Origin of the sequence: Aquirufa nivalisilvae (genome assembly GCF_003143535.1) — a bacterium.
Taxonomy (GTDB): domain Bacteria; phylum Bacteroidota; class Bacteroidia; order Cytophagales; family Spirosomataceae; genus Aquirufa; species Aquirufa nivalisilvae.
On record NZ_CP029346.1, the window covers coordinates 1,226,804 to 1,250,519 of the forward strand.

Below are 23,716 nucleotides of genomic sequence, written 5' to 3' on the forward strand. Positions count from 1 at the left end.
ATGAAAATAAGTTTACGCATATTACTTACTTGTTTAGTTGTCTTATTCGTTTGGGCCTGTGGAAATAAAGAATCAGGAGGAAAGAAGAAAATCGTCATTGGGGTTTCCATGTTGAGTCTTCAAAATGAGTTTATTCAAAAAGTAAGTGCATCGCTCGAAAAACATGCCCAAGAAGCCGATGTTGAATTAATCGTGGTGGATGCAGAACGCTCGGCTTTGAAACAAGTAGAGCAAGTAGAGAATTTTATTAGTCAACAAGTGGATGCTATCATTTTAAATCCAGCTGAATTTGAGGCTAGTTCTCCCGCCATATTACGCGCTAAAAAGGCAGGCATTCCGATTGTCAATGTTAACTCTTCCACCAAAGAAAAACCAGATGCTTGGGTAGGATCAGATGATGCAGAATCAGCTAAAATGGCCATTGATTTTTTGGCAAAGAAACTAAATGGTAAAGGAAATATCTTGATCATTCAAGGCTATATGGGGCAAGCTGCTCAAATTGATCGCGAACGAGGAGCCGTGGAAGTTTTAAAAGCATACCCTAATATGAAGTTATTAGCTACCCAAACGGGAGAGTGGGATCGAGCCAAATCGATGGCTTTGATGGAGAATTGGATACAGTCTTATGGAGATCAAATCCAAGGGGTATTTGCCCATAATGATGAAATGGGACTTGGCGCTATGCAGGCACTATTGGATGCCAAGAAAAAGGATAAAGTGATGGTAGTTAGTGTGGACGGAATTGGAGATGCTATTAAAGCTGTGGATGCGGGAACTTTAGATGCGACAATTTTACAAAATGCAGAGCAACAGGGTGCGCAAGCAATTGCAATGGCATTAGATTTAATTCATAAAAAGCCTATTAAAGAAACACAGGTTTTGATTCCTTTTCAAGTTAAAACCAAAAAGTAACAGCTTTCAAATAAATCGATATTATGAAAAAGTTTCTCTTTTTTTGTTTGATAAGTTCAACGATGATGGCCCAGCAAAAACCTTTTGTAGCTAATTATGATGAAAGTAAAGTAGGTACTATTACTTTGCCAGATCCATTAATTATTGGTTCAAAGAAAATAAGTAGTCAAGCAGATTGGGAAAAAAATAGGGCTACTTGGTTAACTCTGTTTGCAGACCAAATGTATGGTCAAATGCCTAAAAAATCAGTTAAGCAGACTAATACCTTAATTTCTCAGAAAGAAATTTTGGGAGGAAAAGCCGTACAATCGATTTGGAAAATGGATTTTGCAGGTAAAGTTCAAGCAACGGTAGTGGTGATTTTACCCAAATCAAGTAAGAAGGTTCCAATATTTATGGGATTGAATTTTTGTGGGAATCAAACAATCAGTACAGATGATGGGATTCCGATATTTGATAAATATGTTGTTTGTAATAATGATCCAAAATTCATTAACAACATTTCTCAAGCTGCATCAAGGGGAGAGTGGGCTAGTCGCTGGCAAATAGAAAAAGTGATTGATGCGGGCTTTGGAACGATTACCGCTGCCTGTGGAGATTTTGAAGAAGATTTTGCCACGGGTTATAAAAATGGAGTAAGAACTAAATTGGCAATAGAATTAGGTTTAAAGCCGGAAGATTGGACGGCCAATGGAGCATGGGCTTGGGGCTTAAGTAGGATGTTGGATTTAGCTCAAAGTATCCAGCAGATCGACGGGAAAAAGGTCATATTACATGGACATTCTCGATTAGGAAAGGCTGCTTTATGGGCTGGAGCCAATGACCGTCGTTTTGCGGCTATTATATCTAATGAGTCGGGTGAAGGTGGAGCTGCTTTGAGTAGAAGAATATATGGAGAAACGATTTGGCGAATAACTAATAGTTTCCCTCATTGGTTTTTGCCTAGATATGCAAGCTATGCTGACCGAGAAAATGAATTACCTTTTGACCAACATATTTTATTGAGCTTGATGGCGCCGCGACCAGTGTATGTAGCCTCAGCCTTTGGCGATCAATGGTCTGACCCTAAAGGTGAGTTTTTGAGTGCCAAAGAAATGGAAAAAGTGTACGCTTTATACGGTAAAAAAGGATTAGGGAATATTGATATGCCAGGTTTAAATCAACCTGTAGGTAAGCTCATTAGATACCATATTCGAGATGGCAAACATGATATCAATGAATATGACTGGGAGCAATATATCAAGTTTGGGAAAGAAGAAGTGAAGTAAATTATAAATTATGAATTATAAATTGTAAATGGTGAAAAGTGAATGATATTGATTTACCATCATTTATTCTACATTCTAAACTCTTCATTTTACATTCCCTACAAACTGCCTTGCTTCGACTCATTGTACTTTTTTGTTTATTGATTCCAAGTTTAGCCTTTTCACAACAGGCTAAGATTAAAAAGCCCATTCCTGAAAAAAAGAATGCTCATTTGCCATATGCCTGTATTTTTGAAGATGGGGCATATCCTGCTACGGTTATTCAAAGAAATTCAATAACGAAAGATTCTACTGTTTTTGCACGAATTGCCGTAGAGATTGAAGGGTGTTTCGTGATTTCTATTAAGTTTCCTAAAGGCTCTAAATTCCTTCAGGATACCTTACAAATCAATGACATTGATGACTTGGGGAATTCCATCATACAAGGCAAAAATGGAAATTATTATGTCATTCAGGCAAAATATGAACCATTTTAAATTGTAAATGGTGAATTGTAAATTATAAAATGAGTTAATAATAAACCTAAAGTCAACCTATTTCAGGACAAGACACAATTCATAATTTACCATTCACAATTCACCATTAACAATTTACCATTCACAATTCACCATTAATAATTCACCATTTACAAGTAAATTTGCGGTAATTAAAAACTTATGACTGTTCAAAAAGTAGACGTTGCTATAAATGTGTATGGAAAACCTTATCAAACGGCCGTTAGTATCTGGTCTTTGATGAAAAATTCTGGACAGCATATACAGCATATTTATTTGACCTTAGAAAAAAGCCAGCCTGAAGGTTTTGACGAAGCCTTATTGCGCTCACTTTTGGAAGGATTACCTATCATTTATTTTAAGCCTAAATTTTTCTTTGGCTGGTGGGAAGGTAGAAGAAAAGGTCTACTCAACAAAATTCTATTGTATTTTAAGGACTATCGATATTCCATACGAAGCCAGTATCCTTGGGAAAATAGTCAATCGAATTGGATGTTTATGATGCATAATGACATGCTTTTTAATGGAGATCTAATTGGACATTACCTTAGTAAAATTGGAGACTCTGTTGGGATCGGTCAAGTAGGTCAATGCTGGAATTGCCCGGCACATGGAGATCTTTGTGATGGGAATCGCTATTGGGATTATCGACCGTCAATGGCCGAACTAAAGGATTTATATCAAACAAGACCAGAAGGTAGGGCAGTGGTGCATGGTTTGGTTCAAGATGGCAAATTAAGTTGGCCACTACCCGAGTGTCGTTTGAATGAACACGCAGCCTTAATTAATTTAAAATTAGCTCGCCCTTTAACCATTCCTCTAGGTTCAGTGGCTCCCATAGGATTAAAGAACAGTTTGGATAATGGCATTCCTTGGTTTCAAGGGATGACAAAGAAAGGCTACAAAATGGTGAATGAATCTTATATGCCATTTGCCAAGCATGCCTGGACGAATGATACTGATTGTGGACATGCCTCTTTGTTTGATAAAAACATGTACAATAGAGAAGAGGAAATAGCCAAATTTGAATTAGAAAAGTGGAGAGAATAATAACATCAACTAATTAAACCTATGAAACATTTACTATCAATTATCCTGATTTGTGTAAGCTTTTCGATATTGGCCCAAGAGGCAGATAAGAAAAAAGTTATTCAGCGAATTCAGCAAAGAGAAAGTCAATACGGACAAATTGCCAACCAAATCTGGAAATATGCCGAAGTAGGCTATAAGGAAAAACAAAGTTCTGCATTGCTACAAGAAACTTTGCGAAAGGCTGGTTTTACTATTGAACCAGGTGTTGCAGATATTCCGACGGCTTTTGTGGCTACATTCGGACAAGGGAAACCGGTTATTGGTATCATGGGAGAATACGATGCCTTGCCAGGGATGTCGCAAGATTCTATTCCAATCAAACGTAGCTTAGGGAACACAGCAGGGCATGCCTGTGGACATCATTTATTTGGAACGGGTTCTGCCGCTGCAGTCATTGCAGTAAAGGAGTGGATGCAAGAAACTGGTCAAAAAGGTACGATCAAATTTTATGGTTGTCCGGCTGAAGAAGGAGGATCAGGTAAAGTATATATGGTCCGTGCTGGATTATTTTCTCAGGCGGATGTTATGTTACATTGGCACCCAAACAATCAGCATGTGATTTCCATGAGCAATTCCTTAGCGAATAAGGCAGGGAAGTTCCGTTTTTATGGATTAGCTTCTCACGCAGCAGCTTCCCCAGAAAGAGGCAGGTCTGCTTTAGATGCGGTTGAAGCAATGAACTACATGGCCAATATGATGCGAGAACATATTCCATCGACCACTCGTATGCATTATGTCATTACCAATGGAGGAAAAGCGCCTAATATTGTGCCTGATTTTGCGGAAGTTTATTATTATGTTCGATCGCCGAAACGGGATATTGTTATGGATGTTTGGGATCGATTGGAAAATGCAGCTAAAGGTGCAGCCTTAGGTACAGGAACCAAGTATGAAGCTGAAGTGATTGGTGGAGTATATGAAATGTTGCCCAATGATCGTTTGGCTAGACTAATGCATGCCAATTTGCAGTGGGTGGATGGATATACCTTGACACCATCAGAATTGGCTTTTGCCAAACAAATTCAACAAACAGAAGGAATGGAAATAGTGGATTTGGCCAGCACCAGTCAAATCAAGGGATTGAATGATGGCGATAATTTAGCAACAGGCTCTACCGATGTGGCTGATGTAAGTTGGACTGTTCCAACGATAGGACTTGGAACTGCGGCTTGGGTACCTGGTACAAGCGCACATAGCTGGCAGGCAGTGGCGGCAGGAGGTACTTCCATTGGTAGGAAAGGGATGATGATTGCCGCAAAAACCTTGGCATCTACAGCCATTGATTTATTTAAACATCCAGAATGGGTAAAAGAAGCTAAAGCCGAGTTTGAACAAAGGAGAGGTCCCAATTTTGTATATAAATCTCTTTTGGGAAACCGTCAACCTGCTTTGAATTACCGAGATTAATCTATTTCTAATATGAAATATTGGGGATGTATCATCATAAATTTGGTTCTATATCAGTTTGTATATGCTCAAACGGCTTCTCCACTTACAATAGAAACGGATGAATATTCAAGCTACATCATTCCAAGTCTTGAGAATGGAATCTTATTATTAGAGGCTAATCAAGATGATTTTAAAGGTTTGATGAAACAGTATCGTTATCAATTACTACAAAGAGGAAATGAATTAGAGTATTTATCTCCCTCAAGTCGAGTCAATCAAATGCGATTAATCCGTAAGGAAAATCATCAAATTCAGTTTTTATTTTCCCCTACAAAGCTAAGTTTAGTTAAACAATTGGAGGATTCGATTTCAGTAAGGAGCACATCTATTGCTAAAGATCCCAATGGAATGACTTGGTATACCTGTCATTTTTCAGAACATAATTACGATAAAAATTTGCTCATTGGAATTAGAATGGAAGCAGATAAAGAAGATCGAGTGGGAAGAACATGGGATATTTGGTCAACTACAATAGTTTTTTCAAAGAAACCCTGAAAAACAAAAAAGCTCCTATTCAAAAAATAAGAGCTTGATGCATTCCTGTGTTCTATAATTATCTTTATAACTGTGGTCGTTGGTATTTTGTTTTAAAGGATTATTTTTTTTGACATCTAATGTATCAAAATTATACATTGAATTGTAAATAAAAAATATTTTTTTTATTATTACCTAATATTTATAATTTAATCATGGATAAGTACCAAAGAAAAGGAGAGAGGAGTCGTGAAAATATTATTTTACAAGCGTCTGAAGTATTGAATACTTATGGTTCATCTATCACCATAGATGAAATAGCACGCTATACAGAAATCAGTAAAAGTAAAATTACCAATCACTTTTCTACGAAAGAAAATCTACACATAGCTATTACAGAGCTTTATATTCGGGATATTCAGCAATATTTTGATTCCATCATTTTTTCAGATCATTTTAATTGGAAAGAGTACATTGGTATTTTATCGGATATCATGGATATTCAATTTAAGTACCGAAGTGCCATCATGTTTATTTGGACAGCCTCATTTAAGGATGAAGCATTTATGCAGGTAATCAATGAATCCTTTAATCTTCGAAAGCAAAGTATGATTGGCTTATTTAAAAAATTGGTTCAGGAAAATTATTTGTTGGAGTCCGTCTTTCAAGAAAGGAATTTTAAGATATTTTACCACCAACATGCCATATTAGGAGTGCATTGGTTAAATACTTATTTATTATTCGATTACCATCAAAGTTTACAGGAGGTTAAACCCACATATTTAGCTGGAACCATCGAGATTTACAAACCCTATTTAAGCGAAAAAGGATTAGCTGAATTTGAATCCCTGAATTTAGAGGAGTTATTGAAAAATAAGTAATCAAAGGACGAAGTATAATAAGTATTTAAAAGGAGGTTGATTTATAGTATTAGTTACAAAAAAGCTCTTATTCAAAGAATAAGAGCTTTTTGCATTCCTATGTTCTATAATTAATATGTTTATTTCTCCCCCATGTTTTTTCTAAATCTTCAAGAAACAGAAGTTCTTTTGATCAATAGCAATCCATTCCTATCGGTGCGCCATCAGGAATAGTGGGACTAGCCAAAGCTTTCCATTCGCTAGGTTTAGATAAGGCTGCTTGAATATATTGTTGCATATATTGTGCAAATGGATTCATGGCGGATTTCTTAGCATAGTATTGTTGCCATTTTTTTATACCAGACAGAATCTCCACTTTGGCCAAAGGAGCAAGATTGGGAGCTTGTAGCGTATTTAACAGAGCTTCACAAATTTTGTAATTAATGGTTTCTTGTGCTGCCATTAAATAGCTGTCTGTCCAAGTTTTTTCTATGGTCTGTTGACTGATAAGTTGGAGCATTTCAACTATTCCCAAATTAGCAACATCAAGGACATGATTTTGCTGGATTCTTGAGATCCTATCGGGATGAAATAGGAAGTCTAATGTAAACTCTGCTGCTGTTTCAACTGCACCCAAGGCATCAAAAGTCAAGCCTGTTTTGCTTTTAAATGACTCTCTTGTTCTAGGAAATCCAAAGGCTCTAGGAGGGAACAAGCTTAGTTTTTCTTTGGGTATGGCCAATTCATCAGCTTGTAATGTTCTCAACAATTGATGTAGTGCTTCAACTTGCAGCCCTTTGGAGGCAGGTTTTAGCACTAATTCTTTTCCTCCTTTAATAGCGTAATTATATTCATACCCACCCACCATTTTCGTAACAGCTTCTGTTTGATAGCGGTGCATAAAATAAAGTGGAACAAACATATCCTCTAATTTAGAATAGCTTTCTCCCTCGCGCATATTGTCGACGGAAAACTGTTTAATTGCCTGTTTTCTAACTGCCAAAATACGTGCTAATTCATCTACTACTGTATTTCCATTATCCCATAAATGCGCATATATATGAGCTCCTCCTGGATTTCGAGCGTCAAAGTCGGTGATAAACCTTAATCCTTTTTCATAGGCATTATCCAGAATTTTGGGTAATGCTGAGTCGCTATGTTGACCATAAGCATAATCTACAGCTACTTTATCCCATTCTCCAATGTTACGATCATAAGCTTTAGTCAAATCGATTTCAGTTCCTAAAAATGCTACTTTCGGATGAGGATAATCCATGACGCTGGAGTTCCCTTTAGCGCTAGCGGCATAATTATGAGCAAAACCTAACGTATGGCCGATTTCATGGGCTGCTAATTGACGTATCCTTGCTAATGCCATATCGAGCATCGGTTGATTATTTTTATTGTCTTTAGCATAAGGGGCATTCATAAGCGATTGAGCAATCATAAAATCTTGTCGAATTCGTAAACTTCCCAAACTCACATGACCTTTAATAATTTCACCAGTTCTTGGATCAGAGATACTAGCTCCATAGCTCCAGCCCCGTGTTGAACGATGAACCCATTGGATCACATGGTATCTTACATCCATGGGATCTGCATCATCAGGTAAGATTTTTACTTGAAAGGCATTTCGATAACCAATAGCTTCAAATGCCTGATTCCACCATCTGCCTCCCTCTAATAGGGCAGAGCGAATGGGTTCAGGTGTACCATTATCTAAGTAGTAAATGATTGGATTGACAGCTTCACTAATGGCCAATTCTGGATTTTTCTTTTCTAGACGATGTCGAGTCATCCACTTTTTTTCAATAGATTCTGTTACTGGAGTGGCATAGTCCATAAACGATAAAGCATTAGAACCAGACCTTGGGTCATAAACCCGGGGTTTATATTGATTGTCAGGTAATTCTATTAACGAATGGTGTTCCACTATGGTAACATAGTCTGGATTAGGAGTAACCGAACGAATTTCAGCACCTGTGCCATTTCCTGAAAAGGTAAGTCGTGTTTCAAATTCTGAGTTTTTAGGAAACGACTTGGTTCTTTCTAACAATAAAGAACTTCGGGATTTATCCAATTGAAAAGTACCTTGCTTGGCTCTAGTCAAGGTTTTTAAGACCCCGTGGGCATCTTGAAATAAAAAATCAGTGGCATCAATGATATAGTGGCCGTTTTCTTGTCCTTCTATTTTAAAACCAAAAAGTACAGATTTGGCAAAGGCCTGTTGGACCGACATCTTTTCCAAAGGGTTATTCGTATTAGCACGATATTGGTAATTAGGCTGTACGAGGAAAATTTTGTTTCCTTGTTTCTCAAAGTACACCACTTGTTCATTTCCTAATTGACCTCTGTCTAAACCTAAATCATTGTTTCCCACTCCCTGACTTAAGGAATAAACATATAGAAATTCCTGATTGAGTTTATCAACAGACAAATAGATTTTGTCAGAACTTTCATCATAATAGAAATTGAAAAATCCAGTATATGCTTTCATGGATTTTAATTTTTCTACCACCTGACCAGGTGCCTGATAACTTAGTAAAACAGCGAGTAATAGTAGTTTAAATGCTTTCATGGAATGAATGTAGAATGTAAAATGAAGAATGTAGAATTAGTTATTAGGGTTTAGTTATTAGTTATTAGGGTTTAGTAGGTATTAGATTTAGGGATAAATATTAATGTTTAGTAATTAAACATACACAAAATTATACGTAGCTTTTTTAATCTCTTGTCAATGCCTGAAATAGGTTGACCGTTTAAAAGTAAAATTTTAAACTTAAAATCTATTAATTATGGCCAACAAAAAGTTGTATCTTCAAAGTGTGTCACAAAGACGTCTTCGTCATTTTAGTGACAGTTTTAAAATGGAGAAAGTTCGAGAAATAGAACAAGGTCGAACTCGAGTTTCAGAAATTTGTAAGCAATATGAAGTATCTGGGACCAATGTGTACAAATGGATTTCTAAATTCGGTACAATGAAAACCAATAAGACCCGAGTTATAGTAGAGACACAGAGTGATACACAAGAGTTGTTATTACTCAAGAAAAAAGTGGCTGAACTAGAGCGTATCGTAGGTCAGAAGCAAATCTTGCTTGACTTTAAGGATAAAATGATTGATCTAGCCGAACAGGCATATGGGGTTGATATTAAAAAAAAATTCGATTCCAAACCCTGCGATACTACTGGCTCACCCGAGAAAAACATCACTTCAGCTTAAATGAATTGTATCGAAGTCTTGGAATGAGTAAGCAAGCTGTACATCAACAGTTAAATCGACAAATCAAGCAGGAAAAAGTTCAACATCATTTATTAAAGGTCGTCGATGAAATTCGAGTAAAACACCCCACTATGGCTATTCGCTACTTGTACTATATGATAAAACCCGATCATCAGCAGATGATGGGAAGGGATTTATTTGAGGTATTTTGTAAGCAACAACATTTAACTAGGCCTAGAATACACTCCTTTATCAAGACGACAGATAGTCAAGGAGTAGTTCGGTTTGAGAATTTATTGATACATCAAAAACCGAGTCGAATAGACCAATATTGGCAGAGCGACATTAGTTATTATCAAGTCAATGGAATCTATTATTACCTTACTTTTATCATAGATGCCTATACACGTCATATAGTGGGTCATCACACCTCTAAAAGACTATTGACTACTCACACGACCATTCCAGCCTTACAAATGGCCATCAAGCTTAGAAAACAGAGGCGATTTGATGATTTAATACTTCATTCCGATGGAGGAGGTCAATATTATGCCAGAGAATTTTTAAGCGTGACTCAAAAATATGGGATCAAGAATAGCATGTGCAAATATCCCTGGGAAAATGGGAAAGCAGAACGCATCAATGGTATTATAAAAAACAATTATTTAAGGCATCGTAAAATCAATAACTTCGAAATGCTAGTCAAGGAAGTTGACCGCGCAGTATCACTTTATAATCTAGAAAAGCCGCATATTGAGTTAAATAAAATGTCTCCTATTGCATTTGAAAAAAAACTACTAAATTTAAATCAAGCTATAAGCTAAATACCTAAAATAATTGAATATGAATCAAGTATAAGTGACACAAAACGGTCAACGTCATTCAGGCATTCACATCTAATAACTAATAACTAAACCCTTATAACTTATAATTTACAATTTCTTATTAAATCCTTTTCTCGTCATTTCACCCCAGGAATGAGTTCCTTTAATCTTATCGACATAGCCTTTAAACGCAGAAAAGACACTTAATGGATGAAAATAAAAAGGTTCAATGAAAGCAGCACCTAGAAGTTTTAAGAAGTCATCAACCTTGGTATATTTATGAAAGGTTCTTTCCTCAGTAAAAAGAGTTAGAATGGAAAAAAGTATGGCAAATGAATACACGAAAATCATGAGAAGGAAGAAATAATGCCAATTCATCATGCCTACCAAAATAAAATATAGGGTGGCTAAAATTCCAATAACTTCTGCTAAGGGCGCGAAAAATTCAAAAAATGTCCAATACGGAACGCTAACCAATCCCAATAATTTGTATTTAGGATTCATGAACATAATGCGATGTTCCCATAAAGTTTCAATTGTTCCCCGCATCCACCTACTCCTTTGTTTATTGAAAATATCAAGCGATTCAGGAGCTTCTGTCCAGCAAAGTGGGTCAGGGATATAACTCACAGTATAGGCGAGCTTTTTCTCATGCATATAACGACGCATTCTAACCACCAGCTCCATGTCTTCTCCAACTGTTTTAGTATTATATCCTCCACAAGCAATCACAATTTCCTTATCAAAGGCTCCAAAAGCCCCACTGATAAGTAAAAGTCCATCCAGCCTTTCCCAAGCCATTCTTCCTAATAAAAAGGCTCGTAAATATTCTAAAACCTGAATACGAGGCATTAATTTATCGGGAATATTGACTTCAATTAATCGCCCATCTTTGATGATACATTGATTGGCAATACGAACGACTCCTCCCGTAGCGATGACCCTTTTGTGGTTCGTCTCCATAAAGGGCTTCACTAATTTGAGCAATGCATCTTTATCCAATATGCAGTCCACATCAATACAAACTACATAAGGGTGTTTGGAAATATTTATGCCTACATTGAGCGCATCCGCCTTTCCTCCATTTTCTTTATCTACTACAATTAGCTTATTGAAGGCAGGATTTTGAGATTGATAAACGGCTTTGATGGTTTTTGTAGGAATAGAGCCAACTTTATCTAGTTGTATTGGTGCCAGATCATAAGTTGCCTTCAAGATTTCTATGGAATTATCTTTACTACCATCATTGACTACAATCACTTCATAATGATTGTAATTCAAGGATAAGAGAGATTTTACATTTTCTTCAATAGTCAATCCCTCATTATAAGCCGGAGCAATGATGGATAAAAAGGGAGCATATTCACTTGAAAGTAGAACTTCGTAGTTTTCGAAACTATTTCGCTTTAAATATGCTTTCAATTCTTTGACAGACAAAAATGCGAGGTACAAATAGGAGGACATGATTGTCACGGCATAGGCTAAGGCCATGCCTAAATATAACTCAACCGGGAAAGGTAAATTAGAGGATCCCATATCAATTTATTTCTTTGCCATAAGAATTAAAATTAACTAATAGATTTTCAGCTTCCTGCTGAATATGTCTGGCATGTTTATGTTGTAATAAAGCTTCTACAAAAGCCTGTTTTTCAAATAGTTTAAAGGTATGAATGATTTTTAAACCTAGGCTAATCACCGAATTGTTTTTTGATTCAAGTAAAAGTTCAATATTTTGTGTATCCAATAATGATGTTTTTTTTAGGGCATCAATAATGTTTAGCTGGGTCCATAAATCAATAGTAAATTTGTGTTTAGCTAAGTGAATGATACCTTGGGGACCATTGATTTTAATGCAGCCATTTAAGGCATTGATTTTTAAAATTGGATGATTGGATTTGGATAACTCTACCAAATGCTCATAGGCTCTTTTGATATTCATTTCTGTCAATTCCTTGATTCCCTTGCATTTTATTTCCCAATTCTTGTTTCGCAATTTGACAAAGGAATCAGCCATTAACTGGGATTCTACATAAAACTTGCGAAGGCTTTCTGCATATTCTCCTTCATAATTTTGATGTAAATTAATGACTGACTCCATCAACTGAGCTCTAAATTGAGGGATAGAAAATAAGCGCAATAGCTTTTTGTCATCCATTAAATCAACATAGTTTTTGTCATTAAATAGAATTTCCAACAAGAGGTTATTGATGGTTTCTGAATTTTTTTCAAAATGTACTGCTTGCCGAATATGGTACAATCGACTCAAGACAATGGCAACAAACAGAATAATGGACACAATCGTAAATATTGAAATAGCCCCCACAATAATAAAATCTGCAGGATCTAATTCAGAAAAGAATTGCAAACTGAATGCTAACATTTGCGCTGAGCTATTTCTATTTATTCAGTAATTTATTCATTCTAATCAATAAAATCGCAGGACTTACCGGTTTTGCGATAAATTCATTAGCTCCAATTCGAAATGAATCTAATTCTGTTTGTTCTACCGTAGAAGAGGTGAAAACAATAATAGGAGTTTCAAGATGGAGTGTATTTCGGACATATTCTGTAATCTCCAATCCACTAAATCCCGGCATGTTGATATCAGTTAATATGATATCATAAGAAAGCTCTTTGATGGATTCCAGAGCTTCTTTTCCATTACTAAAAGGGCTTACTTCAAAACCTTGCTTCTTTAAGAAGAAGGAAAGGGAAGTTCTTAATATTTCATTGTCTTCAGCGAGTAATACTTTCATGTGGTAAAATTTTAAAGAACTAGCATTGGAATAATATCAATAGCTAGTCCTTAGTATGAGGTAGATTAGAGTAAATTTTTTAATGACAAAATAACGGACTGTATATATGTATGGAAATCTTGAAAGTTTTTAGGCAATTGAGAATCCATGATTTCACCTGCTGACTGTTGTTCTGTAGCTTCTAAGAATTGTATTCCCTTGGCTAATTGAAACATAGCTAATGAAGATTTCATATGATGAGCTGACTTTTTGATTAGAGCTTGATTTTTTTCTTGAATAGCTTGGGCTAGTTCTTGTAAATCAATTGGTACATTTTTGATAAAAAGCTCCATCATTTCTTTTTTGAAATCAGCATCTCCACCAGATAATTCATCTAAATAAGTAAAATCAATAGGTACCCATTTTTCTTCTAAAGACACTTTTGAACTTGTGTCCTCTTGAATTGGATCAGTAGAAGCTCGTTGTTTTTTAATGACATCTTGTATAGCTTCTAACAGTTCATACTGTTTAAACGGTTTGGCTACATAGGCATTCATTCCAATATCAAAACATTTCTGCTGTTCACCCACCAAAGAGTGAGCCGTCATGGCAATAATGGGAATGCTCATTTTGAGCTCATTCCGAATCATAATGGTAGTTTGATAACCATCTTGTACGGGCATCTGCAAATCCATTAAGACGAGGTCGTACTTTTTCTTCTTAATCAACTCAATGCCTAATTGCCCATTGTCAGCTATATCGATATCAAATCCAAAGTTTTGAACGACTGTTCTAGCTAGACGCTGGTTCAATTCATTGTCTTCACACAACAGAATAGACAATTTTCCGAGTTCATTGTCTAAGGTATTGTGTTGATCTTTCAATTCTTTATTATTATCAAAGAATTTCTTGAACTCTAGACTAAAATAGAATTCAGACCCTTGGCCTAATTTACTTTTTACTTCTAGCTTACCATGCTGAAGCTCAACCATTTGTTTGGCAATATTCAAACCAAGGCCAGTTCCTCCAAATTTTCTAGTAGTGCTTTCTTCTGCTTGTCTGAACCTTTCAAAGATACTTTCTAGCTTGGATTCAGCAATTCCAATACCAGTATCTTTAACTGAAAAGCGAAGTGTGACGGTTTGGTCAGTTTCGGCTGTTTTTTTAACAGAAATAACCACTTCTCCTTCTTCTGTAAATTTGATGGCATTTCCAGCCAAATTCATCAAAATTTGATTGATTCTAATCTTATCACCAATAATTGTCTCTGGAATTTCTGCGTCCAATAATAAGCTAAAATCCAGTTGATTCTTTTGGGCTTTTACTTTGAGTAATTCATGTACATGCTTCAGTGTATTTTTCACATTGAAAGGATGTTCTTCTATGTGCAATTGGCCAGAATCAATTTTGGATAAGTCTAGTATTTCATTGATAATAACTAATAAATTATCACCCGCAGTCTGAATATGTTCCACATATTCTTTCTGCTCTTGGGATAAATCACTTTGCGTCAAAAGTTCGGTAAAGCCAATAACCGCATTTAAAGGTGTCCTGATTTCATGGCTCATGTTTGCTAAGAAACTATCTTTTGCAAATACCGCTTGCTCTGCTAAGTTTTTAGCTTGGATCAATTCATTCTCTACTTGTTTTTTAAGTGTATTATCTTCTGCCACTCCCAAGTATCCTAAGATTTCTCCATTGACATGTCGAATGCATGTTACGCTTAGCCAAACGGGAATACGTTTTCCCGATTTTGAAATATATGTCCACTCATTTGCATCTGCAACACCTTTACTCCTAGCTTTAATGACAAAGGTTTCAAAACTAGGTTTAAGATCAATCCCCAGTTCCGAGCTTAAGTCTTTGGCTCTTTTTTTGATTTCTTCTGGATCATGAAATAGGGCAGGAGTGGCTTTTCCAATAAGATCCCCGCTCTTATATTCCAATAAATTCAATGCAGCTTGATTGATGTTTTGAATGACTCCCTGAGTATCAGTAAATATAACACACAAGCCAACTCCATAGAAAATGGCTTTTTGTGTCGCCAGCAAATTGGCGATATTCTTGTCTTTTTCTTTTTTCTCAGTAATATCTGATTCAATGGCGATGTAATTGATTAAGTCGCCTTTGTCATTATATATAGGGCTAATATATAGGTCTACCCAATATTCTTTTCCTGCTTTATTGATATTTTGAATTTCCCCCCGATATGCTTTATGGTGATCAAGCGCTGCTCGGATGGTTTTTTTGGTTTCAGGGCTAGTACCTCCATATTGAACAAGCTCAGCCGGTTTTTTACCTAGTGCTTCTTCAAAAGTATAGCCAGTAATTTTTTCAAAGGGTTCATTAACCCATTGAATTCTTTCTGTTTTGTCCGTGATTACCACCATATTATCGGTAGCACGGGCCACAAATGACAATCGCTTATTTTCTTCAGCTCTCGCTTTGATTTCGGTAATATCCCTAGCTGTGGCAAATAATAGACCTGTTCCCTTATCAGGAGAGGCGTTCCAACTTAAAATTTTATGACCTCCATTTTTGCAAGTAAACCGAGCTTCAAAATTCACAACTCCATGTCCCGCAGCTAAGCTAGAAATTACTTTTTGCGTTGGAAGTACATCTTCTGCTAGGATAAAATCATAAAATGGCCGAGCCATTAATTCTTCATTTGAATAGCCTAATATTTCAGAAAAACTGGGACTTAGTCGTTCGAAATATCCATTGGTGTTAGCGATACACAATAAGTCTTTTGATAAATCAAAGTATTGTTTGAGCTGATCTTCATCCTGTTTTTGACGGGTAATATCACTTTTAATAGCTAAAAATTTACTAGCTTTTCCCTGTTCGTCGTAAATGGGTACAATGGTTAAATCGGCCCAAAATAAACTACCATCCTTGGCTTTATTCTTGATTTCGCCTTTCCAAATAGAACCATTTTGTATGGTTTGCCACATATTGGCAAAATATTCAGGTTGATGGTAGCCTGAATTTAAAATACGATTGTGTTGACCAATTAATTCATCTTTGCTGAATTTCGTAACTCGACAAGTTGTGTCATTGACAAATTTGATGATTCCATGTTCGTCAGTAATAATGACACAAGATGTTTGATCTAACGCTAATTTATAGGAGTCTAATTCTTGGCTAAGATCTTCCAAAGCCTTTTTAGCTAAAGAGGAAATCTCATTTTTTAATTGAATATTTTTTTGACGAAGTTCTAGTTGATTGATAACTTGTTTAGAAAGCGTTTGTAGCGACTTTTTCTGCTCCTTGGTCAATTGCCTAGGTACTCGATCTAAAACACATAAAGAGCCAATAGCATAGCCATTGGGGTCAATCAGAGGTGCTCCTGCATAAAATCGGATTTGATCTTGACCAGTAACAAATGGATTATCCTTAAATCGATTGTCTTGAAGCGCATTTTGAACTTCAAATATCGAATCACCCATGATGGTATATTGACAAAAGGAAATATCACGACTGGTCTCCGCATCGGTCATGCCAATTTTGGATTTAAACCATTGCCGGTCTTTGTCAATTAAAGAAATTAGTGCAATAGGTACCTGACAAATACTTGAGGCCAAAAGTGTTAAATCATCAAATTCCTCTTCTGAAATGGTATCAAGGATATTATAATCTAGAAGAGCCGTTAATCTTTCTTCCTCATTTTGAGGAACAGGCAGAATAATAGATTGCATAAGAAGAAGAGTAGATCCGATTAACCTCCAGTTTCGATGGTTGTGAATGACCTAAAGAATTCCAGATGGAATAAGAGGTTGTTGGATAGTACATGATTATATGGAACACTAGGAACAGTAATCTAAATTAGCCAATATTTGTTGAAATAGTATCCTTTACTACCAACAAATATTTAGCGAATTCCTCCTATCTGCCCGTTATTTCCAGAATATGAGATCTTCTCGAAGCTATTAAGTCCAACTCTTATCAGGATTTTATTGACTAATTAATTTTTTTTCATCCAATTCAGAGAAGAGATTCAATCCGCAACCCACCATTAAGTAGCTTAGATGAGCTGTAACGATGAGGGAATGGTAGCCATCACTTGGGCTTGGTCCAAAAAGATGATAAGGGGCAAAGATTAAATATAACGACAGCCCTACTAAGAAAACGATAGCTGCTAATAGCCACATATTGAATTTTTTCAATGTGTTTTTTGTCCAAATAGCCTTAGCAATGCCTTCTGTAGCATAAAATACAATCCAGATTAGTACTAAACTAAACATCAGTGATTTAAGAAGTCTGGTATTCATGGTATTTAAATTTTTGTTTTGATACCCAAAATTCCAATTATACTACGCCAAATCTTGGCGACTTATGAATTTTTATTACATTGTAATTCAATTCATTCTCCAATCCTCATTCTTCATTCTCCATTCTCCATGCTTTCCCCATCTGACCGCCTCAAAGAAATTAACAACCTATTTTTACAAAAAGCATTTCAAGTGAGTTTTGCTTCTGTAAATGAGTATTTGTCTAATCATTTTGATGTAGGGAGCTACTCAGAGCGTAGTTTTAGTCGAGATTTGAATGCTTTGAAAGAATTATTAAAGCAACGCTATCCTAGTTTGGAAGATGAGATGGGGGAGTTGATTCGATATGCTCGTTCTCAGTATTGCTTTTATTATGTTCGACACGACATTTCAGCTTTTCCCACATTTTCTGAAAAGGAGTTGAATCAGCTTGCTTCTGTGATTGATTTGAATCAACATTTATTTACTGATGGAGCAGGACAAGGGATTGTCAATAAGTTGAGGGCAATCACCTTAGAAAATAACCTAACTAATTACCACGAAATTAACGCATGGCCGAGCATACAATTAATTAAGGAGGGAGAAAGGTCAGGTTCGGACAAAATTAAACCTATGTTAGAAGCTATTGCTTCAAAAGCTTGCATCGAGTTTTCTTATCAGGGATTGGCTCACTCATCTCGATTAAAGTATTACCAAGGTATTCCTTTGATGATCAAAGAATACAATAATGGGTGGTATACAGGTTGGTACGTGTTGATGCAAGAGGTTAATCCACAAGAAAGAATCGTGAAAACAAGTATTAATACGCTTCGCTTGTTTGCTTTGGATCGAATGGATCAGTTAAGAAGGATAGACTTGAAATATACGTTACGTTTTTCTCCAGATTTCTATCCTCCAGATTATTTTAAAAATATGTTGGGTATTCTTCGAAATAACTTAGTTAATCCAGATATTAAGTCAGAAAAGGTTCAAGTTCGTATTTCAGCCACTAGCTGGATTTTAGAATATTTAACTCAGTACCCACTGCATGTTAGCCAAAAAATGGAAGTGATTAACGATAATCCATCATCAATGATTATCACTTGGAATATTGAAATTAATGTGGAATTAGAGAGTTTTTTAATGAGGTATGCCAATGATTTGGAAGTCTTGTATCCTGAAAATTTAAGGAAGCAGATTAAGGAAAAATTGGAACACGCTCTGTCTATGTATCAATAGTAGCAGCATGAATTACTATCTACGAAAGCAGAGTGGTATTCCTCTTCTATAGTAGATAAAAACATGCAGTAGAACCCTTGCATGCAAAGGTTCTACTGCATGTAAGAGACTTTACATGTTATTGGGTGCGATTGGAGCAGGAACTACATTTTTTACAGGTTTCAAGCTTTTTAGATATTGGAACATGGCATGTGCATCTTCATCCTTGAGGTTGATAAAATTAAACCAGGGCATGGGCGGTAATAGCATGCGTTCATGTTCAAGTCCTTTAAATTTACCTTTAGTTAATGCCAGTTTAAATTGATCTTCAGTCCAATTGCCAATTCCAGATTCATCTGGAGTCAGGTTGGCAGCAAAGGATACTCCCCAAGGACCAGCAGCTGCAGTTAAATCAGGGTATAGTTGAGCAAAACCTTGTTTGATTAATGGACTATCAAATTTCACGATGGGTCTATCAGATGGATAGCCAGAAAGCAATAGTTCAGGAATGATTTCAGGACCTTTTGGACCCATTTTTTTTGGTGAATGACAATCGTTGCAACCCATGGTAGTAACTAAGTATTCACCTCGTTGGATGATTTCTTTTTCCGAATTGACAGAAACGGTAGGCTTTTCAGACTTGTTTTCTTGTGTGGAGCAGGAGGCAATGGAGCATGCTAAGCCAAATCCTAACATAGCCCAAACTAATGGTTTTGAGTGATTCATAGTTTTTTTGGTTGATTATTGAACAGAAAATTTTCAGCTTTTCTGCATGTTAGATTCAAGGAAGATCAGCTGAATGCTGCGCAATGTTAAGTTTTAAAATCGAAAAACACAATTTCCCTTGATGTCAGTGGAAGTAGGGGAGGATTAGAGGCGGAAAATAAATTAGGAATAAAATTGAGTGCGGATATTGTTGGATATTAGATGTTGGAAATACAGAATGAAAATGCAGATTTGAATTAATGCCGCCTATCGCTTTGTTCAAATCTTTCGTTGGGATTATCGGGGACGCCCAGTCGGGGACGCCTAGTCGGGGACGCCTAGTCCAATGATCTTTGATTACAACAAAAAAGCCCAACATGACTGTTGAGCTTTAATGAGCCTCCTATCGGGATCAACGGGGACGCCCAGTTGGGGACGCCTAGTCCAATGACCTTTGATTACAACAAAAAAGCCCAACATAACTGTTGAGCTTTAATGAGCCTCCTATCGGGATTAATGGGGACGCCCAGTCGGGGACGCCTAGTCCAATGACCTTTGATTACAACAAAAAAGCCCAACATAACTGTTGAGCTTTAATGAGCCTCCTATCGGGATCGAACCAATGACCTACTGATTACAAGTCAGTTGCTCTACCAGCTGAGCTAAGGAGGCTTGAATTGGGTATGCAAAAGTAAGCATCTAGGCTTAAATTGACAAGTGTTGCCCCAAAAAAAACTTAATTTTTTTTAATCTTTTTTCAGTTTTTCCAATTCCTTTTGTGCCTGTGCAATCTTCTTTTCTACTTCTGCACGTAATTTATCTGCGCCTTTAGATTTAGCAAAAAACTCTAAGTTATTGGTTAACACCGCAATATCATTTTCCAATGCTTGTATTTTCTTACGGCTATCTCCAGAATGATTTCTACGCTCTTCAGAACCTCCACCTGTTTCTGTTGGCAAAGATTTTAGCTCAAAGCCCCAAGCAGCTAATTGTTCTTTAGGTTGAGTTCTTGCCAAATCAATAACGGCATTCCAGGTATTCCGGAATTTCTCTTGAATCTCTTTGACATTCTTGCGTGGAACAAAACCAATGGCATCCCAAGCTTCTTTCTTTGCTTTTAAATTAGCCAATAAGCTTGGATCCTTCAAAGTAGCTTCTAAATCTGATAAGATGGCTTGTTTCGCTACCAAATTTGCTTCAAATTCTTCGTCTTGCGCTCCTTTACCTTTACTACGTTTCAGATTGAAATAAGCATCACAAGCCCCTTTGAATTTGGTATAAACCTGATCTTTTTGTTTTTCAGGAACATGGCCTATCTCTTTCCACTTCTTCTGCAATTCAATCACTTGTTGAGTGATTTCTTGAGTTTCTGTCCCAACGGCTACAATACCTTCAACTTGCTCAATCAACAATAATTTAGCGGCTAAATTGGCTTTTCTTTCTGCATCTATTTTAGCAAAAAACTCACTTTTATGCTTGAAGAATAGTTTCAAGTCGGACCAGAACTGATGACTCACTTCTTTTCCTCCTTCTCTAGGCAAGCCGCCCTTCAATTTACCCCATTGCTCCTGTAAGGCTAATACGGCCTTGGAAGCTTGATTCCATTCGGCAATACTGCCTGATTGGAAAGTGGCATGGTGGTGCATCAAATCTGCTAACTCTTTCTTAATCTTTAAATTATCTTCATAAACGGCTTTTTGAGCATCATTGACCAGTCTTTTTTGTTCAAATAAAACATCCAATGATTTTTTTACTCGTTGCCATAATGCTTCATTTTCATCACGATGGGCAGGGCCAATATGTTTGTATTCTTCAAACAATTCTTCTGCATCCTTCATCAACTTTTGCAAAGGAACATTTTGCTTCACCATGTCAGCTAAGCTTTCTAGCTTCACTGCAATGGTTTCTTTAGCTTGTAAATTTTTTTTGCGATCTAATTCCAACAACTCAAAGAATATACTGCGGTTACTATAAAAACGATCAACTAAAGCATGATAACTCTGCCATAATGTTTGATTCATAGGTCCTTGAACTGAACCTAAGGTCTTCCATTCGTCTTGTATTTTTTTGAATGCCTTAAAACTAGCATTGACATGAGCCGGATCTGAATTGTCATCCGCATCTACTAAGGTGCGTAATTCATTGATCAAACGAGTTTTTCCTTCCAAAGCTTTTTCACGTACTTTTTCTAATTGTTGGAAAAAGTCTTGCTTCGTCTTTTTAATCGTATGTATGGCTGTATCAATCTCCTGAGCGATGATATCACCTTTGTAGGTAAAACCTTCTTCTGAACCTTCATTGGCAGCTTTGAAACTATCCAACGCGGCTTGTCGATCTGCTTGCTTGATACTATCCCAAGATTCTTTGGCTTCCTTGATTAATTCATCAACTTTTTTGTACACCGCAGGACCCGCATGTTGTTGTACCAAATCTTTTAATTTTCCAAAAAAGCGATGTAAATGTTCTTTTGAATGCCCATCTTCTAAAAGTGGATATTCCACTGTTTTATCATCTGTGCTTAACATGGCTTCTATAGGACTGCTTAATTCAATCTCTGCACTGCTTTCTGTCACTTTTTCTGTTTCCTCTAGAGGGGCAACAGGCGTGGGGGTGATTGCTTCTGCGGAAATCTCTTCAGCTTTTGGGGTCTCTTCGGTCATCATACTCATCGTTGTTTGCGTGTTTAAACAAGTAATTTTTCAAAAATACGCTCCATCGATACAGCATATCCTAATTTTTCTTTTAGGTCTGCTATAGAAATGCGCTCCTGACTCATTGTGTTTCGATCACGTACGGTGACAGTATTGTCTTCCATCGTTTGGTAATCAATAACTACACAATAAGGGGTTCCTATTAAATCCTGACGAGTATAACGCTTTCCAATAGCGCCACCCTCATCGTAGGTTGTATTAAAGGCAAATTTCAGTGAACGGTTGATTTCCTGAGCTTTTTCAGCGAGACCATCTTTTTTCACTAATGGCAATACCGCAACCTTGATTGGGGCGATTGCTGGGTGTAAATTAAGGTAAATTCTTTGTTTTTGTTGGTCTCCTTCACCAACTATTTCTTCTGAGTAGGCATTACACAGGATAGCCAAGAACAAACGATCCGCTCCAACAGAGGTTTCAACTACATAAGGAATGTAGTTTTCGTTGATTTCCGGATCAAAATATTGTTGTTTTTTCCTTGATAAATCTTGGTGAGCTTTTAGATCAAAATCCGTTCTAGAGTGAATACCTTCCATTTCTTTAAAGCCAAATGGAAATTCATACTCAATATCCACCGCAGCATTGGCATAATGTGCCAATTTCTCATGATCGTGGAATTTTAATTTCGAAGCTGGTAAACCAATAGCTTGGTGGAATTTCATACGAACCTCTTTCCAAGTGGCATACCAATCCATTTCTGTACCTGGGCGAACAAAGAATTGCATTTCCATTTGTTCAAATTCACGCATACGGAAAATAAAGTTTCTAGCCACAATCTCATTGCGGAAAGCTTTTCCTATCTGCGCAATTCCAAAAGGCACTTTCATTCGTCCCGTTTTTTGAACATTCAAGAAATTAACAAAAATCCCTTGTGCTGTTTCTGGACGTAAATAAATTAAGCTAGCGTCTTCTGATACAGCTCCTACTTGGGTAGAAAACATCAAATTAAACTGACGAACTTCTGTCCAATTGGCTGTATTGGAAACGGGGCATGTGATATTCTCATCGATGATGATTTGTCGGACTGCCTCCAAATCTCCTGCATCTAAGGCTTTGGCCATCTTTTGCAACAAGGATTTACCAACATCGGCTTTACCTTCTGCTTCATATTGAGCGGCACGCTCCTCTAATAATGTATCTGCCCGATAACGTTTCTTTGAATCTTTATTGTCAATCATCGGGTCATTGAATGAATCAACGTGACCTGAAGCTTTCCAAGTTAGGGGATGCATGAAAATAGAGGCATCAATACCTACTACATTATCATGTAACATGGTCATGGCTTTCCACCAGACCATTTTTAAATTATTTTTTAGTTCAACACCATTCTGGCCATAATCATATACAGCCTGCAAACCATCATAAATTTCTGAGGAAGGAAATACGAAGCCATATTCTTTGGCATGGGATATAATGTCCTTTAAAGCTGAGGCGGTGTCTTGTTTTTTATTTTCCATTAAAGCAATCAAATTAGTGCGCAATTTACCGAAAAGAATGAAAGTATGA

The 23,716-nt window shown here is 36.6% G+C and carries 19 protein-coding genes and 1 tRNA gene; 10 read left to right on the forward strand and 10 right to left on the reverse strand.

Annotation, left to right across the window (positions count from 1 at the left end):
* The 7 genes from HME7025_RS05435 (at position 1) to HME7025_RS05465 (ending at position 6,570) form a co-directional block, all read left to right on the forward strand.
* Entirely contained in the window at positions 1-912 is a 912-nt protein-coding gene (locus HME7025_RS05435; RefSeq protein WP_109322658.1) for a substrate-binding domain-containing protein, read from the forward strand.
* Between the two features lie 23 nt (positions 913-935).
* On the forward strand, positions 936-2,180 hold the full coding sequence (locus tag HME7025_RS05440) for a glucuronyl esterase domain-containing protein (RefSeq protein ID WP_109322659.1): 1,245 nt from the start codon (positions 936-938) through the stop codon (positions 2,178-2,180).
* Positions 2,181-2,290: 110 nt separating this feature from the next.
* Positions 2,291-2,656, forward strand: coding sequence for a hypothetical protein (locus HME7025_RS05445; RefSeq protein WP_154401934.1), 366 nt, complete (start codon positions 2,291-2,293; stop codon positions 2,654-2,656).
* Positions 2,657-2,836: 180 nt separating this feature from the next.
* The gene (locus HME7025_RS05450) at positions 2,837-3,724 is read left to right on the forward strand and encodes a hypothetical protein (protein ID WP_109322661.1); all 888 of its coding nucleotides are present in this window, start codon (positions 2,837-2,839) and stop codon (positions 3,722-3,724) included.
* Between the two features lie 21 nt (positions 3,725-3,745).
* Positions 3,746-5,173 carry an amidohydrolase gene (locus HME7025_RS05455; RefSeq protein ID WP_109322662.1) on the forward strand — a complete coding sequence of 476 codons (1,428 nt, stop codon included), beginning with the start codon at positions 3,746-3,748 and terminating at the stop codon, positions 5,171-5,173.
* Between the two features lie 12 nt (positions 5,174-5,185).
* Positions 5,186-5,710, forward strand: coding sequence for a hypothetical protein (locus HME7025_RS05460; RefSeq protein ID WP_109322663.1), 525 nt, complete (start codon positions 5,186-5,188; stop codon positions 5,708-5,710).
* A gap of 194 nt (positions 5,711-5,904) precedes the next feature.
* Positions 5,905-6,570, forward strand: coding sequence for a TetR/AcrR family transcriptional regulator (locus HME7025_RS05465; RefSeq protein WP_109322664.1), 666 nt, complete (start codon positions 5,905-5,907; stop codon positions 6,568-6,570).
* Positions 6,571-6,742: 172 nt separating this feature from the next.
* On the opposite strand, the gene HME7025_RS05470 is transcribed toward HME7025_RS05465, so the two are convergent.
* Positions 6,743-9,127 carry a zinc-dependent metalloprotease gene (locus tag HME7025_RS05470; protein ID WP_109322665.1) on the reverse strand — a complete coding sequence of 795 codons (2,385 nt, stop codon included), beginning with the start codon at positions 9,125-9,127 and terminating at the stop codon, positions 6,743-6,745.
* 217 nt (positions 9,128-9,344) lie between these two features.
* Here HME7025_RS05470 and HME7025_RS05475 point away from each other — a divergent pair, with 217 nt between their 5' ends.
* Both HME7025_RS05475 and HME7025_RS05480 read left to right on the forward strand, forming a co-directional pair.
* The gene (locus HME7025_RS05475) at positions 9,345-9,770 is read left to right on the forward strand and encodes a transposase (RefSeq protein ID WP_109322220.1); all 426 of its coding nucleotides are present in this window, start codon (positions 9,345-9,347) and stop codon (positions 9,768-9,770) included.
* A 23-nt stretch (positions 9,771-9,793) separates the two neighbouring features.
* Entirely contained in the window at positions 9,794-10,594 is an 801-nt protein-coding gene (locus tag HME7025_RS05480; RefSeq protein WP_109322221.1) for a DDE-type integrase/transposase/recombinase, read from the forward strand.
* A gap of 108 nt (positions 10,595-10,702) precedes the next feature.
* On the opposite strand, the gene HME7025_RS05485 is transcribed toward HME7025_RS05480, so the two are convergent.
* From HME7025_RS05485 to HME7025_RS05505, 5 genes are all read right to left on the reverse strand, one after another.
* Positions 10,703-12,130: a glycosyltransferase family 2 protein gene (locus tag HME7025_RS05485; protein ID WP_226998286.1), complete on the reverse strand. Its 1,428-nt coding sequence runs from the start codon at positions 12,128-12,130 to the stop codon at positions 10,703-10,705.
* Between the two features lies 1 nt (position 12,131).
* Positions 12,132-12,974: a hypothetical protein gene (locus HME7025_RS05490; protein WP_109322666.1), complete on the reverse strand. Its 843-nt coding sequence runs from the start codon at positions 12,972-12,974 to the stop codon at positions 12,132-12,134.
* A gap of 16 nt (positions 12,975-12,990) precedes the next feature.
* Positions 12,991-13,350: a response regulator gene (locus HME7025_RS05495; RefSeq protein ID WP_109322667.1), complete on the reverse strand. Its 360-nt coding sequence runs from the start codon at positions 13,348-13,350 to the stop codon at positions 12,991-12,993.
* Positions 13,351-13,415: 65 nt separating this feature from the next.
* On the reverse strand, positions 13,416-17,027 hold the full coding sequence (locus HME7025_RS05500) for a PAS domain S-box protein (RefSeq protein ID WP_109322668.1): 3,612 nt from the start codon (positions 17,025-17,027) through the stop codon (positions 13,416-13,418).
* A 255-nt stretch (positions 17,028-17,282) separates the two neighbouring features.
* Positions 17,283-17,600, reverse strand: a complete 318-nt coding sequence (locus HME7025_RS05505; RefSeq protein WP_154401935.1) for a hypothetical protein — start codon at positions 17,598-17,600, stop codon at positions 17,283-17,285.
* A gap of 129 nt (positions 17,601-17,729) precedes the next feature.
* Between HME7025_RS05505 and HME7025_RS05510 the strand changes: the two genes are divergently transcribed.
* Entirely contained in the window at positions 17,730-18,818 is a 1,089-nt protein-coding gene (locus HME7025_RS05510; protein ID WP_154401936.1) for a helix-turn-helix transcriptional regulator, read from the forward strand.
* Between the two features lie 111 nt (positions 18,819-18,929).
* Here the strand turns inward: HME7025_RS05510 and HME7025_RS05515 are convergent, their stop codons facing one another.
* The 4 genes from HME7025_RS05515 to HME7025_RS05530 all read right to left on the reverse strand — a co-directional run bounded on the left by HME7025_RS05515 (position 18,930) and on the right by HME7025_RS05530 (position 23,667).
* Complete coding sequence (locus HME7025_RS05515; RefSeq protein WP_109322671.1) at positions 18,930-19,523, reverse strand: c-type cytochrome; 594 nt, start codon at positions 19,521-19,523, stop codon at positions 18,930-18,932.
* A 578-nt stretch (positions 19,524-20,101) separates the two neighbouring features.
* A tRNA-Thr gene (locus tag HME7025_RS05520) sits at positions 20,102-20,174 on the reverse strand.
* Between the two features lie 74 nt (positions 20,175-20,248).
* Entirely contained in the window at positions 20,249-22,165 is a 1,917-nt protein-coding gene (locus HME7025_RS05525; RefSeq protein WP_161956211.1) for a DUF349 domain-containing protein, read from the reverse strand.
* A 20-nt stretch (positions 22,166-22,185) separates the two neighbouring features.
* A complete protein-coding gene (locus tag HME7025_RS05530; RefSeq protein WP_109322673.1) occupies positions 22,186-23,667 on the reverse strand; it encodes a glycine--tRNA ligase in 1,482 nt (493 codons plus the stop codon).
* Between the last annotated feature and the right edge of the window lie 49 nt (positions 23,668-23,716).

Coding starts and splice junctions, on each gene's coding strand:
- HME7025_RS05495 (WP_109322667.1), bottom strand. CDS start 13,350: ATGAAAGTATTACTCGCTGAAGACAATGAAATATTAAGAACTTCCCTT.
- HME7025_RS05500 (WP_109322668.1), bottom strand. CDS start 17,027: ATGCAATCTATTATTCTGCCTGTTCCTCAAAATGAGGAAGAAAGATTA.
- HME7025_RS05455 (WP_109322662.1), top strand. CDS start 3,746: ATGAAACATTTACTATCAATTATCCTGATTTGTGTAAGCTTTTCGATA.
- HME7025_RS05530 (WP_109322673.1), bottom strand. CDS start 23,667: ATGGAAAATAAAAAACAAGACACCGCCTCAGCTTTAAAGGACATTATA.
- HME7025_RS05485 (WP_226998286.1), bottom strand. CDS start 12,130: ATGGGATCCTCTAATTTACCTTTCCCGGTTGAGTTATATTTAGGCATG.
- HME7025_RS05460 (WP_109322663.1), top strand. CDS start 5,186: ATGAAATATTGGGGATGTATCATCATAAATTTGGTTCTATATCAGTTT.
- HME7025_RS05450 (WP_109322661.1), top strand. CDS start 2,837: ATGACTGTTCAAAAAGTAGACGTTGCTATAAATGTGTATGGAAAACCT.
- HME7025_RS05480 (WP_109322221.1), top strand. CDS start 9,794: ATGAGTAAGCAAGCTGTACATCAACAGTTAAATCGACAAATCAAGCAG.
- HME7025_RS05475 (WP_109322220.1), top strand. CDS start 9,345: ATGGCCAACAAAAAGTTGTATCTTCAAAGTGTGTCACAAAGACGTCTT.
- HME7025_RS05505 (WP_154401935.1), bottom strand. CDS start 17,600: ATGAATACCAGACTTCTTAAATCACTGATGTTTAGTTTAGTACTAATC.
- HME7025_RS05515 (WP_109322671.1), bottom strand. CDS start 19,523: ATGAATCACTCAAAACCATTAGTTTGGGCTATGTTAGGATTTGGCTTA.
- HME7025_RS05510 (WP_154401936.1), top strand. CDS start 17,730: ATGCTTTCCCCATCTGACCGCCTCAAAGAAATTAACAACCTATTTTTA.
- HME7025_RS05525 (WP_161956211.1), bottom strand. CDS start 22,165: ATGATGACCGAAGAGACCCCAAAAGCTGAAGAGATTTCCGCAGAAGCA.
- HME7025_RS05465 (WP_109322664.1), top strand. CDS start 5,905: ATGGATAAGTACCAAAGAAAAGGAGAGAGGAGTCGTGAAAATATTATT.
- HME7025_RS05435 (WP_109322658.1), top strand. CDS start 1: ATGAAAATAAGTTTACGCATATTACTTACTTGTTTAGTTGTCTTATTC.
- HME7025_RS05490 (WP_109322666.1), bottom strand. CDS start 12,974: ATGTTAGCATTCAGTTTGCAATTCTTTTCTGAATTAGATCCTGCAGAT.
- HME7025_RS05470 (WP_109322665.1), bottom strand. CDS start 9,127: ATGAAAGCATTTAAACTACTATTACTCGCTGTTTTACTAAGTTATCAG.
- HME7025_RS05440 (WP_109322659.1), top strand. CDS start 936: ATGAAAAAGTTTCTCTTTTTTTGTTTGATAAGTTCAACGATGATGGCC.